This is a genomic window from Brevundimonas sp. Soil_N_31, from assembly GCF_057655995.1.
In genome coordinates, this window is the sequence record NZ_JBDGLE010000001.1 from 23,102 (window position 1) to 37,702 (window position 14,601).

Sequence of the window (14,601 nt, forward strand, 5' to 3'; positions counted from 1 at the left end):
GTCTGCATGTCAGTCTCCTGCTTCAGTTCGCCACCTATCGTGGCGGACCCAGTGAGCGCCCGTAGCGACGGTCGGTGAAGCTATATCTGGAGTATATCTGCGCGCGGCGGATGCTCAGCGGCCGGGCTTGGGCCGCGCCTTGGCGAGGGCGTCCTGACCCGTTCGGATCCAGGCGCGGGCTTCGTTCTGGGCCGCACTGGCGTCGGCCAATCGATCGAACATCGCCGTTACGGCGCTGACGATGGTGCGGACGTCAAGATCGGCGATCTTGTCGCCCTGCGTCCGGTTGTAGGTCTGAAGGCCGACCGTGAGGATGGTGACGAGGTGATTGTCGGCAGTGTGAACCGCCAGTTCCGGCGCGCCGATGGCCACCGCCATCACCAGGGCGTGGGGATCGCTGCGCGTCGCCCGGGCGAAGCGATGGATGTGGTCGAGGTTGGGGCGGGTCTCGCCGGACTCGAAGCGCTGGTAGGTGCGCAGCGCCATGTGCATGGCGTCCGCCGTGTCGCGCGAACTCATGCCGCGCAGACGCCTCACCGCCCGGAGCGCCGCCGAGAGAAGCGCGCCGTCATGATTGGAAGCCGGCGGAACGCCTTTCGTTTCCGCATCCATTTTCGCACCCCGAGATTGCGGCCCCGCAGGGCCGGAACGACGCATGGCGACGAAGACCGCGCCGTTTTCCGGCGCTCCCGCCGTCGGTTTCCGGCGGGGCTGGCGACGTTCTTCGGCGCGAGAGAACGCTGGTGTTCTCAACTCATTGGAGAAGCCGGCGTCGCTGTTCAATAGTTTTCTGATGCGAGGGGAGAGGATGCTTTGACCCGAAACCGCGATCCGTTCCATCAGGCGCTCGGCAGTCTGAGGTTGCGCGTGGAGCAGGGGTTCTATGGCGCGGGCCAGCCGGTCGTCATCGTCGAGGAGGCGCGGCGCCTGCGCTTGTCGACCACGCCGGTGCGGGAGGCCATGGCCTGGCTTGCGGGCGCGGGGCTGGTCGAACGCGCTCCGCTTGGCGGTTACGTCACGCTTCAGCTGGATCCCGCGACGGTCCGTGATCGTCTGGCCTTTCGCCTTCATTGCCTCCGCTTGAGCCTGGACGGCACGGCGGGTCTGCCGGCGGCGTCGGCGCCGGATGAGGAGGGCGTCCGGGCCATGCTCCATCGCGACCTCGACCGTCTGGTCCAGAGCAGCGGCAGCGACGCCCTTCTCGACGCTTTTCGGCGCGTGTCGTCGCGACTGGCGCAGATCAGAGGGGCGGAAGAACAGGTTTTCGCGGACCTCGACGACGAGGCGGCCGGCATCTCCACCCTTCTGGCCCAAGCGGACATCCAGGCGCTCGAGATTGCTCTGAGCCGCTACCACCATCGCCGCATGGAGGCGGCGGCGCTGCTGGTGCTCGAAGCGATGACGGGGACGCCGTCGGACGCTGGGGAGGATGCGCCGTGAAGGGGCGGCTCATAGGCCTGGCGGCGGGAACCCTTGTCGGCCTGAGCGCGGGAACCCAGGCGTTCGCCTGGACCTACGGATGGTCCCCGTTGCTGGGGCCGGCCTGGCGGCCCGGTCCGACGCTCGCCGTCTATCCGCCCTGGTCGATCCTGGTCTGGCGAAGGACCTACGGGGCGGAAGCCCGCGAGGCCCTGAACCGCAGCGGCGTCGCCATCCTGGCGGGGGCGCTGGGCGGATTGAGCCTGGGTGTCGTGGCGGATAGCCAGGGCAGGTCAGTTCGGCGACGCGGCTGGGGCGGTCTGGCGGAGGCGCGGCGCGCGGGGTTGCTCGCGAGGTCGGGAGCCGTCCTGGGGGTGTTTCGCGGGCGGCTGCTGGCGACGACGGACCTGCGGCCAACGCTGGTGACGGGTGGGACCCGCAGCGGCAAGGGCAGGGGGCATGTGGTTCCCACCCTGCTGTCGTGGGGCGGCAGCGTCCTGGTCCATGATCCCAAGGGCGAGCTCTGGGCTGTCACGGCCGGCTGGCGATCGCGGTTTTCCCACGCCCTCTTTCTGGCGCCGCGACATCCCGCTTCGGCCCGGTGGAACCCCCTGGCGGAGATCAGGCCTGGAGCGGGGGAATTGGCCCAGGTGCAGAGGCTGGTCGCCATTCTGTCCGATCCCGGCGGGACGCGCGACGAGGAGGCCATCTGGGACAAGGCGGCCTCGGAGATCCTTGAGGCGGTGATCCTGCATGTCCTCTACACCGCCGAGGATCAGGACAAGACCCTGCTGAAGGTCAGGGAACTGCTGGCCGACCTCGACGAGGCGGCGGACGTCATGCTCAAGACCCTGCATCGCCTTGGACCGGACGGCGAGCCGCAGGCCCATCCTTTTATCCAGACCGCGGTGAAGGGCTATGCGGCCATGCATGACCGGTTCCGCACCTCGGTCCAGGGGACGGCGCGCTCCTATCTGAAATGGCTGGCAGGCGAAGATGTCGAGCGGGTCCTGTCCGCCTCGGACTTCGCCATGGGCGATCTGATGTGCGCCGAGGCGCCCCTGTCTCTTTATGTACAGGTGGCGCCGGCCGATGCGGCGGCGCTTCGGCCCCTGGTGCGGCTGCTCTTCTATGCGGCGGCCCAGGCCCTGACCGCTGAGGAGATGCGTGACGCGGCCGGACGAGCCAAGCGGCGCCACTTGCTGATGGTCATGGACGAGTTCCCGCTGCTGGGACGGCTCGCCTTCTTCGAGAAGTCGCTGCGCCTGATGAGCGGCTACGGGATCAAGGCCATGTTCGTCGCACAGTCCCTGAACGACATCGTCGAGACCTACGGCCCTCACAACACCATCCTCGACAACTGTCATGTCTACACCGCCTTCTCGGCCCTGGATCCGCTGACCCAGGACAAGGTGTCGAAGCTGACCGGCTCGGTCACGGAGACCCGGACCAGTCGCAGTTCGCCTTCGGGGTTCGCCGCGGGCCGAAGCACGGTGTCGCGGTCCGAGGTCGAGCGGCCCCTGCTGGAGCCTGGCGAGATCCGCGCCCTGCCGGATCATCTGCAATTGGTCTTCGTCGCCGGCCAGCGTCCGCTCCGCTCCGAGAAGCTGCTCTACGACCGGCGCGAGCCGTTTCGCAGCCGCGCCCACGGACGGCTTCCGGACCAGGTCCTGCGCGTGGACGCGCCGGGCGCTCCGCCTCATCCGTGGGTGGGGAAGCGCAGTCTCGGCCGGGACGACGGGGCCAGCCTGCCCCTGTTCAAGGAGGTCGCGGGCGCCATGGACGACCGGAGAGCCGCCGCGCGCGCCGCCGACATCTATGGCCGGGTGGCCCAGGAAATGGCGGCGCAGCAGGCGGTGTTGGATCAGTTGCAAGGAGGGAACGATGGCTAGAGGTGAAAAGCTGGCGACGCGTGTGCAGGTCTATCTCAACGACCCCAAGGTGGTGTCGAGCCTCAACCGGGAAGCCAGGGTCGGGCGCATCGCCCTGAGCCAGGCGGCGGGTCAGGCCATCATGCGGGGGTTGGCCCGGAACCCGAAGGTCGATCCGGAAGATCGGCTGCTGAACCTGGAGCGATCATTGCGCGACCACATGCGGTCGACCGGGCGGGACATGCAGATCGTCCAGGAACTCCTCATCGAACTGGCCAGGGCCTTCTTCCTGCGCCTGCCTGACGCGGTCGCGGACGAGGATCCGACGGTGCAGGCCGCCGTCGAGCGGCGCATCGAACGTCTGCTGGATGAGACAGCCGCCCGGATCGTCTCGGGTCGTCGTGATGGGCAGCGGGCTGTGGTTTCAGCAGAGCCTCGGTCCTTCGCGGCCGCCAGTTAGGTGGCGCCCCATCCGATCATCGCCGAGCGAAAGCTTGAGGCGCTGCGCCACGCACTGGGGGCGACGGTGCTCGCCGGGCTCGAGGAGCCGACCGTGGTCGAGATCCTCGCCAATCCGGACGGACGACTGATCCTGGATCGGGTCGGCGAGGGGCGTTGCGATACCGGGTGCGTTCTGTCGATTGAGGCGCGTGAGCGGACCATTCGGCTGATCGCGGACTATGTCGGCGAGACGGTGACGCGGGAGAACCCGCGGCTGTCAGGCGTGCTGCCTGAGACGGGCGAGCGGTTCCAGGGGGTGTTGCCGCCGGTCTCCTTCGGCCCTGCCTTTTCCATCCGCAAGCGTCCCGCAGTGATCTGGGGATTGGAGGATTATGTGCGCGACGGCGTGATGACCAAGGGGCAGGCCAACGCCTTGCGTATTGCTGCATCAGAACGCCACAACATAATGATTTCCGGCGGTACAGGTTCAGGAAAAACGACGCTGGCCAATGCGATTCTGGCTGATCCGGCCTTCGCCGAGGATCGGGTCTTCCTCATCGAGGATACGCCTGAGCTGCAGTGTTCGGCCTGGGACGTCGTGTCGGTCGTGACCCGCCGCCAGCCCATGGCCATCGGCGTGGCGGACCTCGTTCGCGACGCCCTGCGCATGCGGCCGGATCGGATCGTCATCGGTGAGATGCGCGACGGCGCAGCCGCGCTTGAGACCCTCAAGAGTTGGAACACCGGGCATCCCGGCGGTCTGTCCACCGTCCACGCCAACTCGGCGCCCGAAGCGCTGCGGCGCATTGAGGACCTGATCGGCGAGGTTGCGAGCCAGGTTCCCCATCGGATGATCGGAGAGGCCGTGGATTGCGTCGTCCACATTCGTCGGACGCCGTCAGGACGTCAGGTCGAAGTCGTGATCGCCGTGAATGGGTTTGCGGACGGCGGATATCGGATCCAGCCGCTGGCCTGATCATCCAATAGATTTTCTGAGCGCCGATGGTGGCCGGCGTCGTTCAAGCCCAAGGACCAGGCCCATGCCCGTTGCCGCACTTTGCGCTGTACGGGGACTGGTTAGCCTAAGGCCTGTCCAGCCCCGACCGCGGCCCCGGCGTCTGGGTCGTCGGGCGTCTTCCTTGTGATTTCAGAACCGCATTACTCCGGTCCTATTGTCCAGCTGGAGGCCTAAGCCCTGGCTGCGTCTGGCCACGCGGTCCAGGATGGAGGCCGCGTCAATGGGAGAGGCCAGGGCGGGCAGGCCGCGCGTCGTCATGTCGTCGGGGCCGTTCAGGCCGACTTCGTTGAGGGTGATAGGAACCAGGCGAACTGTGCGACAGCGGCCCCCGTCGAAGGTGCAATCGGCGATGACGCCTTGCCAGGACTCGGGCGGATAGGCGCCGACGGGCTTTTCGGTCTGGAAGAAGAAGTTTCCGAGGCCATAGAGCAGAGGCGCGTCCTGATAGACCTCGATCCCCTGCACCACGGGCGCGCCATGCCCGGCGAAGACGGCGGCGCCGGCGTCGACGCAGCGGCGGGCGAGGGCGCGCTGCCAGTCGGGAACCTCGGCCATGTCCGGCTCCCAGTCGTGGTTGTGCTGATAGGCGATGACGACCTGGGCCTGACGGCGCGCCGACTGGATGGCGTTCAGGATGCGCTCGACGTCCTCGGCGACAGGCTGGCCGGAGGCGTCGCGGCGCAGTTCGTTGACGCCGGGGCGCTCGGGCGTGGCGGCTCCGCCCGGTCGCACCTTGCCGGTGGCGAAGGCGACCAGGCCGACGGTTCCGGCGCTGGAGCCGGCGTAGGCCGGGCTTGAGGCGGCGGCCAAATCGGCGCCGCTGCCGGTCGAGGCCAGGCCCGCCGCGCGCAGGGCGCTGACGGTGTCGAGGATGCCGCCGGCGCCGAGGTCGAAAGCGTGGTTGTTGGCGGTGGCGACCAGGTTGACGCGGGCGGTCTTCAACGCCTCCAGCATCTGCGGACCCGCGGCGTGCAGGGTCAGCAGGTCGCGCGTCGGCGCCCCGGCGTTGGGCCCCTGGATCACCGTCTCCAGATTAGTGAAGACCACATGGCTGCGGGCCAGATGGGCGGCGACGCCCGCGCGGCCCGGCCATTCGTGGGCAGCGGGGGCGTGCTCGATCAGGGCCTGACCCAGCAGGCTGAGCCGCAGGGATGGAGGCTTAGCCCATGCGGCCGGGGCCAGCGCCGCCGCGCCTGCCGCCAGAAACCCTCGTCGATCCATGCCGTCCTCCCCTGATCGACGACCATAAGATCGCGGTTCGGATTTCCGGTAGATCATGCCGTGAACGCATGGACTGATACGAAACTGCAATAATGTTGCATTCGATCTCGCAACCCGGCTCCTTCCGGCTCAATCGCACGCTCCGATCAAAAAAGGGGCGGCGCAGGGCATCGGAAGATTCGGGGAGTGACAATGTCGGGATCGGTGAACGGACAGGCGCGACGCCTGCGGAACGGCGCGGCGCTGGCGGTGCTGGCCTGGGTGGGGGCGGGCGCAGCCTGGGCGCAGGATCAGGCGGCGCAGCCGCAGCCGGAGGCGACCACCTCGGTCGACGAGATCGTCGTCACCGGCTCGCGGATCCAGCGCAAGGACGCCGACTCAGTCGGCCCCGTCCTGACCCTGACCGCCGAGGACATCAAGAATTCGGGCGCCACCTCGATCGGGGACCTGTTGCAGAAGCTGCCGTCGGCCGGCGTCAGCCTGAACAGCAACGGCACCCAAGGGACGTCTTACGGCGCCTCCTCGATCAACCTGCGCTACCTCGGCGGGGCCGAGGGCAGCGGCAACCGCGTCCTGGTGCTGGTCGACGGCCATCGCTGGGTGGACGGGGTTGGCCAGCGCGGCTTCCGCGACTTCGTCGACCTGAACACCATGCCGCTGGGCATGATTGAAGGCATCGAGGTGCTGAAGGACGGGGCCTCGGCCATCTATGGCGCCGACGCCATCGCCGGGGTGGTCAACATCCAGACGATCCGCGATTTCGACGGCGTGCGCCTGAGCACCCGCTACGGCTCGACCGATCGCGGCGACGGCGAGCAGTTCCAGACCATCGCCAACTTCGGCAAGCGCTTCGATAACGGCGCTCTGGTCTTCTCGGCCAGCTATGTGAAGGACAGCCCGATCCTGACCGAGGATCGCGACCTGACCCGCACCAGCCTGGTGCCGGTCACGACCCCGGGCACCAGCCCCTATGGCCTGTTCATTTTGCCGGGCCTGTCCAACAACGCCTTCTTCGGCACGGGCGCGGGTTTCGGCTCGTCGGCTTCGCCCATCGTCGCCAACGGCCTGGGGAACTATGGCGCGGGCGCCGCGGCGGACAACAGCTTCCACGTCGCCAGCCTGCCGGGCGACTACTACAACACCCAGGCTCAGGGCATCTATACGACCGGTCCCAGCGAGCGCTATGGCTTCTATGGTCGCTATCGCGGCGACCTGTCGGACAAGCTGTCCTTCCACGCCGAAGCCCTGTTCAACCGCCGGGTCTCGGACCAGATGTTCTCGCCGGTCCTGCTGGACATCGGCGGTACGTCCGGGACCATCCGCGGCTTCAGCTTACCGTCGAACCACGCCTTCAACCCGTTCGGCACCGCCAACGGCGTGCCTACCGCCAACGCCCTGGCCTTCGGCGCCAACCAGGCCTGGCGCGTGCGCAAGGTGATGACGGACGTGGGCAACCGCGACAACGTCCAGGATGTGAAGACCTATCGCTTCGGCGCGGGCTTCGACGGCGAGATCAGCCTGTTCGGACGAGACTTCAGCTGGGACGCCTACGGCAGCTACGCCCGCAATGAGATGAAGTCCTCGGCGCTGAACGGGATCAACTACGAGAACCTGTTCCTAGGGCTGGGCAATCCGGCGACCTGCGCCGCGACGGCCGGCTGCGTTCCGGTCAACCTGTTCGCGCCGATGACGGCCGAAGCGGCGGAGTTCATCCGCTACACCACGCGTGAGACGAACAGCACCGAGATCTATGATCTGGCGTTCAACATCACCGGCGACGTCTATGAACTGCCGGCCGGTCCTCTGGCCGTGGCGGCGGGCTATGAGTACCGCCAGAACAAGGCGACCGACGCGCCGGACCCCTATGTCAACGCGACGCCCAAATATCTGTCGAGCGCCTACACCACCACGACCTCGCAGACGCGCGTGCCGACCACGGGCCAGTACAGCCTGCACGAAGCCTATCTGGAGGTGGCGGCGCCCCTGCTGCGCGATCTGCCGATGGCCCAGAGCCTGGATCTGAGCCTGGCGGCCCGCTACTCGAACTATGACACGGTCGGCGACGCCACGACGATGAAGGTCGGGGTAGGCTGGCGTCCGGTGCAGGACGTCCTGGTGCGGGGCACCTGGTCGCAAGGTTTTCGCGCCCCGTCGATCCTGGAACTGTTCCAGGGCGGTCGCGAGGTCTCCCTTCAGGTCATCGATCCCTGCAACGGCGGAGCCTCGGCCAACCCCAACCTGCTGGGCTGCGTCGGCGTGCCGACCGGCTACAACCAGGCCAACTACAATCTGAACGGTCTGATCCCCGGCACGACCTCGGGCAATGTCGATCTGAAACCCGAGACGGCCGACACCCTGAGCTTCGGCGTCGCGGTCAAGCCGCACTGGGTTCCGGGTCTGAGCCTGACGGTCGACTGGTACGACATCAAGATCACGGACGCGATCGCCTCCCAGTCTCCGGCCCAGATCATGAGCCTTTGCGCCGTGCGCGGCGGGGTCTATTGCGAACTGATTACGCGGGACGCTTCGACCGGCGCGGTGCTGAACCTGGTGCAGGGTTCGCAGAACCTGAACGAGATCCGCACCTCGGGCGTCGACGCCACCGCGCGCTATGAGTTCAGCACCTCGATCGGCCGTTTCGCCGCTGTGATCGACGCCTCCTACCTCAGCGAGTTCTCGACCGTGAGCCCTGATCCGGCGGGCGGCCCGGCCATCGTCGACGATCGGGCGGGCAAGGGCGACCGTTCGCGCTCGACCTATCCCCACTGGAAGGGTCAGACCTCGCTGCGCTGGAGCGACGGCCCGGCGAACCTTATGTGGCGCGGTCGCTATATCGGCGAAAGCACCGATGTGGTGAACACGGTCAAGGACGCCAAGACCGACGCGGTCTTCTATCAGGACCTCGAGGCGGGCTATCGCTTCGACCGTTACGACACGACCCTGACGGTCGGGATCAACAACCTCTTCGACGTGATGCCGCCGGCCTCCTACGCCAACGCCCCCATCAACTTCGACATGTATACCTATGACGTGCGGGGCCGCAGCGCCTACGTTCGCCTGGGCTTCCAGTTCTAGGATCAGGCGTTTCTCATGACGGACACCGAGGCTCCGCCGGCTGACACGGGTCGGCGGAAACGCGGCTGGCTCGACCGGATCGAGGCGATGGGCAACGCCCTGCCGGATCCGGTCTTCATCCTGCTGTTCTGCATCGGCGTGCTGGTCGCCGCCTCGGTGGTCGCCGACTGGACCCAGTGGAGCGCGGTCAATCCGGTGACGGGTGAACGGCTTCAAGCCCAGAGCCTGTTGTCCGAGGCCAATGTCGCCCGCCTGCTGGTCGACATGCCCAAGACCCTGACCAGTTTCCCGCCGCTCGGGTTGGTGCTGGTGGTCATGTTGGGCGCGGCGGTGGCGGAACGGTCGGGCCTGTTCGCCGCCCTCCTGGGCGGCGGGGTGAGGCGGCTTCACACCCGCTTCCTCTCGCCCGCCATCTTCGTCATCGGCCTGTTCTCGCACCATGCCTCGGATGCGGCCTATGTCGTGCTGATCCCGCTGGCGGCTCTGGTTTACGCCAAGGCCGGGCGGCATCCGCTGGCGGGCGTGGCCATCGCCTATGCGGGCATATCAGGCGCTTTCGCAGGCAATATCCTGCCGGGTCAGTTCGACCTGCTGATGCTGGGCATTACGGCTCCGGCGGCGCAGCTTCTGGACCCGAGTTTCACCGTCAATCCTCTCGGCAACTGGTGGTTCACCCTGGCCATCGGCGTGGTCTTCACCCCCATCGCCTGGTTCCTGACCGACCGGGTGGTCGAGCCTCGCCTGGGGCCGTGGACCGGCGACAATACGGCGGGCGAAGCCGAGGCCGCAGGGCTCGGCGTGCTGGGTCCGGATCAGAAGCGGGGACTGCGTCGCGCCGGCGTCGCCGCCTTGCTGGTCGTCGGTCTGTTCGCCGCCCTGACCCTGTGGCCAGGGTTCAGTCCTCTGGTCGATCATGAGGCCGTGGGGCCGCGTCGGCTGGCGCCCTTCTACGGCGCCTTGATCGCCGCCTTCATGCTGCTGTTCGTCTCGACCGGCTGGGCCTATGGGGCGGCGGCCGGGACCATTCGCTCGCACCGCGAACTGGTGAAGATGATGGCCGAAGGCCTGAAGGGGATGGCCCCCTATATCGTCCTGGCCTTCTTCGCCGCCCACTTCGTGGCCATGTTCAGCTGGTCCAACCTCGGCCCCGTGCTGGCGGTCAAGGGCGCCGAAGGCCTGAAGGGTCTGGCCCTGCCTTTGCCCTTGCTGCTGGTCGGCCTGCTGATGATGTCGTCGGTGCTGGACCTGGTCATCGGCTCAGCTTCGGCCAAGTGGAGCGCCATGGCGCCGGTCGTGGTGCCCATGCTCATGCTGCTGGGCGTCTCGCCCGAGATGACCACGGCCTCCTACCGGATGGGAGATTCCATCTTCAATATCGTCACGCCACTGGCCAGCAACTTCCCGCTGGTGCTGATCATGTGCCAGCAGTGGAAGCCCGGGTTCGGGGTCGGCTCGATGATCGCCCTGATGCTGCCCTACAGCGCCGCCTTCGGCGCGGCCGGGATGCTGCTGATCCTGGCCTGGGTCGGCTTCCAGCTGCCGGTTGGCCCGGGCGCGCCCGCCGCCTATCACCTGCCGTCGTCGCCGGTCGCCGCCAGCGCGCCAATGTTAACTGAGCCTGCCGTCCGATGAGCGATCTGCCGCTTCTGTCCGGCGTTCGCGTCATGCGCGACGTCATGATCCCCATGCGCGACAGCGTCTGTCTGGCCGCCGACGTCTATCTGCCCGAGGGCGGGGAGGGACGTCTGCCGGCCCTGCTGGAACGCACCCCCTACGACCGGCGGGGAACCAATCACGCCGACCGCTCCGCCGCCGATCCGACGCCGCGCTCCAAGCCCGAGATCGCCGCCGAGTTCGCGCGGGGCGGCTACGCCTATGTCCTGGTCGATTGCCGGGGGCGCTACGGCTCCGAGGGCGTCTTCACCAAATACGCCAACGAGGCCGACGACGGCTTCGACGTCATGGCCTGGCTGGTAGAGCAGGACTGGTGCGACGGCCGGGTCGGGACGCTCGGCCTCTCTTACGGCGCCCACGTTCAGGCCGCCGCCGCCTGTCTGAACCCGCCGGGTCTAAAGGCCATGTTCATGGACTCTGGCGGCTTCGCCAGCGCCTTCCACAGCGGGGTGCGGCAGGGCGGGGCGTTCGAGCTGAAGCAACTGACCTGGGCGATGAAACACGCCCGCCTGTCGCCGCTCAGCCAGGAGGACCCGGCGCGTCTGGCCGCCCTCGACGCCGAGGACGTGCGCGACTGGATGGCGGTCAATCCCTGGCGTCCGGGCCGGACGCCGCTGGCCGCTGCGCCCGAGTACGACGCCTTCATCCAGGATATGTGGCGGCGCGAGACCTTCGACGACTTCTGGCGCGCGCCCGACTTTTGCGCCGCCTGTCATGAGGATGCGTTCACTGACGCGCCCATGGTCTTCATGAGCAGTTGGTACGACCCCTACGCCCTGTCGGCCACGGAGAACTTCACCCGCTTCAGCCGCAGCAAGACCGGGCCGGTCAAGCTGGTCATGGGGCCGTGGACGCATGGTCAGCGCTCGGTCGCCTATGCCGGAGACGTGGACTTCAGCGCCGCCGCGACCCTGGACGGCTTTCTGGCGCCCGACTATCTGACCCTGCGCCGCGCCTGGTTCGACCGCTGGCTCAAGGGACAGGAAGCGTCCGACTCTCTGGAAGCCCCGGTCAGTCTGTTCGTCATGGGCGGCGGCAGCGGACGACGTACGGCCGAGGGGCGGCTGGATCACGGCGGCTGCTGGCGGGCCGAGGCGGACTGGCCCCTGCCGGGCACGGTCTTCACCGACTTCCACCTGCACGCCGACGGCTGTCTTTCGCCCGACCCGGCTCAACCGGGCGAGCGCGCCTGGCGTCACGACCCGGCCCACCCCGTGCCGACTGCAGGCGGGGCGATCGCTTCGGGCGCGCCGGTCATGGAGGCCGGAGGCTTTGACCAGCGCGAGGCGCCGGGCCTGTTCGGCGCGACGGTCATCGGCCGCGCCTTCGCTGACCGCGACGACGTTCTGGTGTTCCAGACCTCCCCCCTGGAAGAGGCGGTCGAGGTGACGGGGCCGATCACAGCGCGGCTGTCGGTGTCGTCTTCGGCGCTGGACACGGACCTGATGATCAAGCTGATCGATGTCTATCCGCCTGGCGATGACTACCCCGAGGGCTACGCCTTGAACTTGACCCACGGCGTGCTGCGCCTACGGTTCCGTGACTCCTTCGCGGCGCCGCGCCCGTTGGTTCCGGGTGAAGTGTATGACGTCGAGATCCAGGCCTTCCCCACCAGCAACCTGTTCGCGGCCGGGCATCGCATCCGCCTGGACGTGGCGAGCAGCAACTTCCCGCATTTCGACGTCAATCCCGGCACGGGCGCCCCAGCGGGCGAGGTCACGGGGGCTGTGGTCGCGATCAACCGCATCCACACGGGGCCCGATCGGTCGCGTCTGGTCCTGCCCATCGTTCCGGCGCGGAGGACGTAACTGATGGCGCTGGTCTCGGCCGGCGCCCGGCGTCCTATCCGGCTGCGCGCCATGCGGGCCTTCCGGGCCATCTTGCAACAGGGATCGGTCACGGCGGCCGCCCGGACCCTGGGCCTGACCCAGCCCGCTGCCAGCCGCCTGCTGGCTCAACTGGAGCAGGACCTGGGGTTCGAGCTGTTTCATCGCGACCGCGGCCGCCTGGTGCCCACCGCCGATGGGTTGATGCTCTACGAAGAGGTTGAACGGGCGCTGGACAATGTCGACCGGGTTCAGGACATGGCCCGCGACATCTCCGACTTTCGCGTCGGCCATCTGCGTCTGGTCGCGCCGCCCAGCTTCCTCGAGGCGGTCCTGCCCGACGTCATTACGGCCTTCCTGGATGAGTACCCGCGCGTTCACCTGTCGATCGATTCTCATGGCATCGAGGCCGCAAAGAACATGATCGCTTCGCGGGCCGTCGATGCCGGGTTCGTCAAGCTGCCGTTGAATCGCGACGATCTCGATGCTCGCACGGTGCTGGTCAGCGAAACCGCCTGCGTCTTGCCGTGCGATCATCCGCTGGCGGCTCTGCCGGAAATCTCGGCGCTGGATCTGAAGAACACCCCTCTGGTGCTGCTGGGGCAGGGGCGGCGCTTCCGCTCCCAGGTCGAAGCCGCCTTCGCAGAGGCGGGAGTCGTCCCCCGCGTCCGAGTCGAAACCCATACCGTGGCCTCGTCCTGCGCCTTGGCCGCTCGCGGCGTCGGGGTGGCCATCGTCAACGAACGTCTGGCCCAGGCCTATGTGCGCGGCCAGACGGTGCTGCGGCGCTTCAGCCCGCCCATCCTTCACGAATACGCCTTCGTGGTTTCCAACAGCGTCAAACCCTCACGTCTGGCAGAGGCGTTTCTCGGCTTGCTGGCAGCCGCTCAGAACGGGCTGTCGACTAGCGTTATCGAGACGAAATCGACGGGCGGCTTTAATCCCGCAACCTGAGGACGCCGCCACCGGCGCTTGCGGGGGCGGGCGGGTCTTTTCAGGCCGCTAGGGCGTCCATCAGCCACTGCTTGAACGCTGCGGCGTCGGTGGCGGTTTCGAAAGCGTAGTTGTCGCCCTGGGCATAGAACCATCGGTCGCCGGGTCGCTCTATCAGCCAAGCAAGGATTTGTGCGCGGACCTCAGGCCCGCGGTCCGGCATGCTCAAGGTGACAGTCTTGCCCTTGGCTCTGGCGTATTCGATCGGCGTCAGTCTTATCATGGGGCGGGTAGAAGGCGGTTCGCCGGCCGCGTCGAGGCGCGGAGCCGGGTTCTCAACAGTTGGGGCAAAGCTGTGGGTTAGATGACCTTCAGCCCCAGTTCCGCCAAAAGGCCGCCGGCCTGGGCGCGGGAGATGGTAGCGCCCTTGAACCGCCGGGCGTCGTTCAGCCGGAGACCGCCCAGATCGGCGCCGCGAAGGTCCGCGCCTTCGAACCGGGCATCGACCAGATGGCTTTCGCGCAGGCTGCAGTTGTCCAGGACGGCGTCACGGAAATCGCAGCCGGCCAGGTCGGCGTGGCTGAAGTCGAGGGTCTCCAGGGTCTGTTTCCGGAAGGAGAAGCCGGGCAGGCGGGCGGAGGCCAGGGTGGTTTCGACGAAGCGGGCGCCGACGTGTCGCGACCGGGAGAAGTCGGCGCCGGTCAGCTTACAGCCTGTGAAGACCGCCTCAGAGAGGCTCGCGCCGGTGAAGCGGGCGTTGTTGAGGTCGCTGGACCGCCAGGTCGAGGCGTCCAGCCGGGTTGCGGTGAAGTTGGCCATGGCGCCGCGACACCCGGAGAAGCGGGCCTGCTCCAGTTGGGCGCCGGTGAAGTCCGTCCACTTGAAGCTGCAGCGCTCGAACTTCAGGCCGTTCAGGACGAGATTGGACAGGTCGGCCTCGTCGAGGACGCAGGTCTCGCCAGCACGAGATCGGCGCCGGAGGCCGACTTGAGCAGGGCGACGAGATCGGATCGCGAAAGCGTCTGGCCGTCAATTTTGGGGTCCATGGGGCGCCTGAAGGAGTCTGTGGAGTCTCGCGGCTACCACATAGATTGCGGCGAAATTCTGGCGAGCAGAGAAGCTG

12 protein-coding genes and 1 pseudogene are annotated in these 14,601 nt (G+C 67.6%); 8 read left to right on the forward strand and 5 right to left on the reverse strand.

Annotation, left to right across the window (positions count from 1 at the left end; genetic code table 11):
• Positions 1-114 precede the first annotated feature (114 nt).
• Positions 115-840 carry a helix-turn-helix domain-containing protein gene (locus AC3A3G_RS00090; protein WP_487487483.1) on the reverse strand — a complete coding sequence of 242 codons (726 nt, stop codon included), beginning with the start codon at positions 838-840 and terminating at the stop codon, positions 115-117.
• Between AC3A3G_RS00090 and AC3A3G_RS00095 the strand changes: the two genes are divergently transcribed.
• Genes AC3A3G_RS00095 through trbB form a run of 4 tightly spaced genes read left to right on the forward strand, consistent with a single transcriptional unit; the run spans position 814 to position 4,707 of the window.
• Positions 814-1,440 carry a GntR family transcriptional regulator gene (locus AC3A3G_RS00095; RefSeq protein WP_487487493.1) on the forward strand — a complete coding sequence of 209 codons (627 nt, stop codon included), beginning with the start codon at positions 814-816 and terminating at the stop codon, positions 1,438-1,440. The genes AC3A3G_RS00090 and AC3A3G_RS00095 overlap by 27 nt on opposite strands.
• A complete protein-coding gene (locus AC3A3G_RS00100) occupies positions 1,437-3,311 on the forward strand; it encodes a type IV secretory system conjugative DNA transfer family protein (protein ID WP_487487242.1) in 1,875 nt (624 codons plus the stop codon). Before AC3A3G_RS00095 ends, AC3A3G_RS00100 begins: the two co-directional genes overlap by 4 nt.
• Positions 3,304-3,750 carry a hypothetical protein gene (locus AC3A3G_RS00105; RefSeq protein WP_487487243.1) on the forward strand — a complete coding sequence of 149 codons (447 nt, stop codon included), beginning with the start codon at positions 3,304-3,306 and terminating at the stop codon, positions 3,748-3,750. The genes AC3A3G_RS00100 and AC3A3G_RS00105 overlap by 8 nt, the downstream gene beginning before the upstream one ends.
• Positions 3,751-4,707: a P-type conjugative transfer ATPase TrbB gene (gene trbB / locus AC3A3G_RS00110; protein ID WP_487487244.1), complete on the forward strand. Its 957-nt coding sequence runs from the start codon at positions 3,751-3,753 to the stop codon at positions 4,705-4,707.
• Between the two features lie 171 nt (positions 4,708-4,878).
• On the opposite strand, the gene AC3A3G_RS00115 is transcribed toward trbB, so the two are convergent.
• Positions 4,879-5,970 carry a CapA family protein gene (locus AC3A3G_RS00115; protein ID WP_487487245.1) on the reverse strand — a complete coding sequence of 364 codons (1,092 nt, stop codon included), beginning with the start codon at positions 5,968-5,970 and terminating at the stop codon, positions 4,879-4,881.
• A gap of 192 nt (positions 5,971-6,162) precedes the next feature.
• Between AC3A3G_RS00115 and AC3A3G_RS00120 the strand changes: the two genes are divergently transcribed.
• Genes AC3A3G_RS00120 through AC3A3G_RS00135 form a run of 4 tightly spaced genes read left to right on the forward strand, consistent with a single transcriptional unit; the run spans position 6,163 to position 13,499 of the window.
• Positions 6,163-9,045: a TonB-dependent receptor gene (locus tag AC3A3G_RS00120; RefSeq protein WP_487487246.1), complete on the forward strand. Its 2,883-nt coding sequence runs from the start codon at positions 6,163-6,165 to the stop codon at positions 9,043-9,045.
• Between the two features lie 15 nt (positions 9,046-9,060).
• Positions 9,061-10,677 carry an AbgT family transporter gene (locus tag AC3A3G_RS00125; RefSeq protein WP_487487247.1) on the forward strand — a complete coding sequence of 539 codons (1,617 nt, stop codon included), beginning with the start codon at positions 9,061-9,063 and terminating at the stop codon, positions 10,675-10,677.
• Complete coding sequence (locus AC3A3G_RS00130) at positions 10,674-12,527, forward strand: CocE/NonD family hydrolase (protein ID WP_487487248.1); 1,854 nt, start codon at positions 10,674-10,676, stop codon at positions 12,525-12,527. The genes AC3A3G_RS00125 and AC3A3G_RS00130 overlap by 4 nt, the downstream gene beginning before the upstream one ends.
• 3 nt (positions 12,528-12,530) lie before the next feature.
• A complete protein-coding gene (locus AC3A3G_RS00135; protein ID WP_245945098.1) occupies positions 12,531-13,499 on the forward strand; it encodes a LysR substrate-binding domain-containing protein in 969 nt (322 codons plus the stop codon).
• 40 nt (positions 13,500-13,539) lie between these two features.
• On the opposite strand, the gene AC3A3G_RS00140 is transcribed toward AC3A3G_RS00135, so the two are convergent.
• The 3 genes and pseudogenes from AC3A3G_RS00140 to AC3A3G_RS00150 all read right to left on the reverse strand — a co-directional run.
• Positions 13,540-13,761, reverse strand: a complete 222-nt coding sequence (locus AC3A3G_RS00140; protein WP_487487249.1) for a hypothetical protein — start codon at positions 13,759-13,761, stop codon at positions 13,540-13,542.
• A gap of 77 nt (positions 13,762-13,838) precedes the next feature.
• On the reverse strand, positions 13,839-14,297 hold the full coding sequence (locus AC3A3G_RS00145) for a pentapeptide repeat-containing protein (RefSeq protein ID WP_487487250.1): 459 nt from the start codon (positions 14,295-14,297) through the stop codon (positions 13,839-13,841).
• A 21-nt stretch (positions 14,298-14,318) separates the two neighbouring features.
• Positions 14,319-14,489: pseudogene (locus tag AC3A3G_RS00150) on the reverse strand (pentapeptide repeat-containing protein); the annotation flags it as partial.
• Positions 14,490-14,601 lie beyond the last annotated feature (112 nt).

Coding starts and splice junctions, on each gene's coding strand:
- AC3A3G_RS00090 (WP_487487483.1), bottom strand. CDS start 840: ATGGAACGGATCGCGGTTTCGGGTCAAAGCATCCTCTCCCCTCGCATC.
- AC3A3G_RS00105 (WP_487487243.1), top strand. CDS start 3,304: ATGGCTAGAGGTGAAAAGCTGGCGACGCGTGTGCAGGTCTATCTCAAC.
- AC3A3G_RS00115 (WP_487487245.1), bottom strand. CDS start 5,970: ATGGATCGACGAGGGTTTCTGGCGGCAGGCGCGGCGGCGCTGGCCCCG.
- AC3A3G_RS00120 (WP_487487246.1), top strand. CDS start 6,163: ATGTCGGGATCGGTGAACGGACAGGCGCGACGCCTGCGGAACGGCGCG.
- AC3A3G_RS00125 (WP_487487247.1), top strand. CDS start 9,061: ATGACGGACACCGAGGCTCCGCCGGCTGACACGGGTCGGCGGAAACGC.
- AC3A3G_RS00130 (WP_487487248.1), top strand. CDS start 10,674: ATGAGCGATCTGCCGCTTCTGTCCGGCGTTCGCGTCATGCGCGACGTC.
- AC3A3G_RS00135 (WP_245945098.1), top strand. CDS start 12,531: ATGGCGCTGGTCTCGGCCGGCGCCCGGCGTCCTATCCGGCTGCGCGCC.
- AC3A3G_RS00140 (WP_487487249.1), bottom strand. CDS start 13,761: ATGATAAGACTGACGCCGATCGAATACGCCAGAGCCAAGGGCAAGACT.
- AC3A3G_RS00145 (WP_487487250.1), bottom strand. CDS start 14,297: ATGGCCAACTTCACCGCAACCCGGCTGGACGCCTCGACCTGGCGGTCC.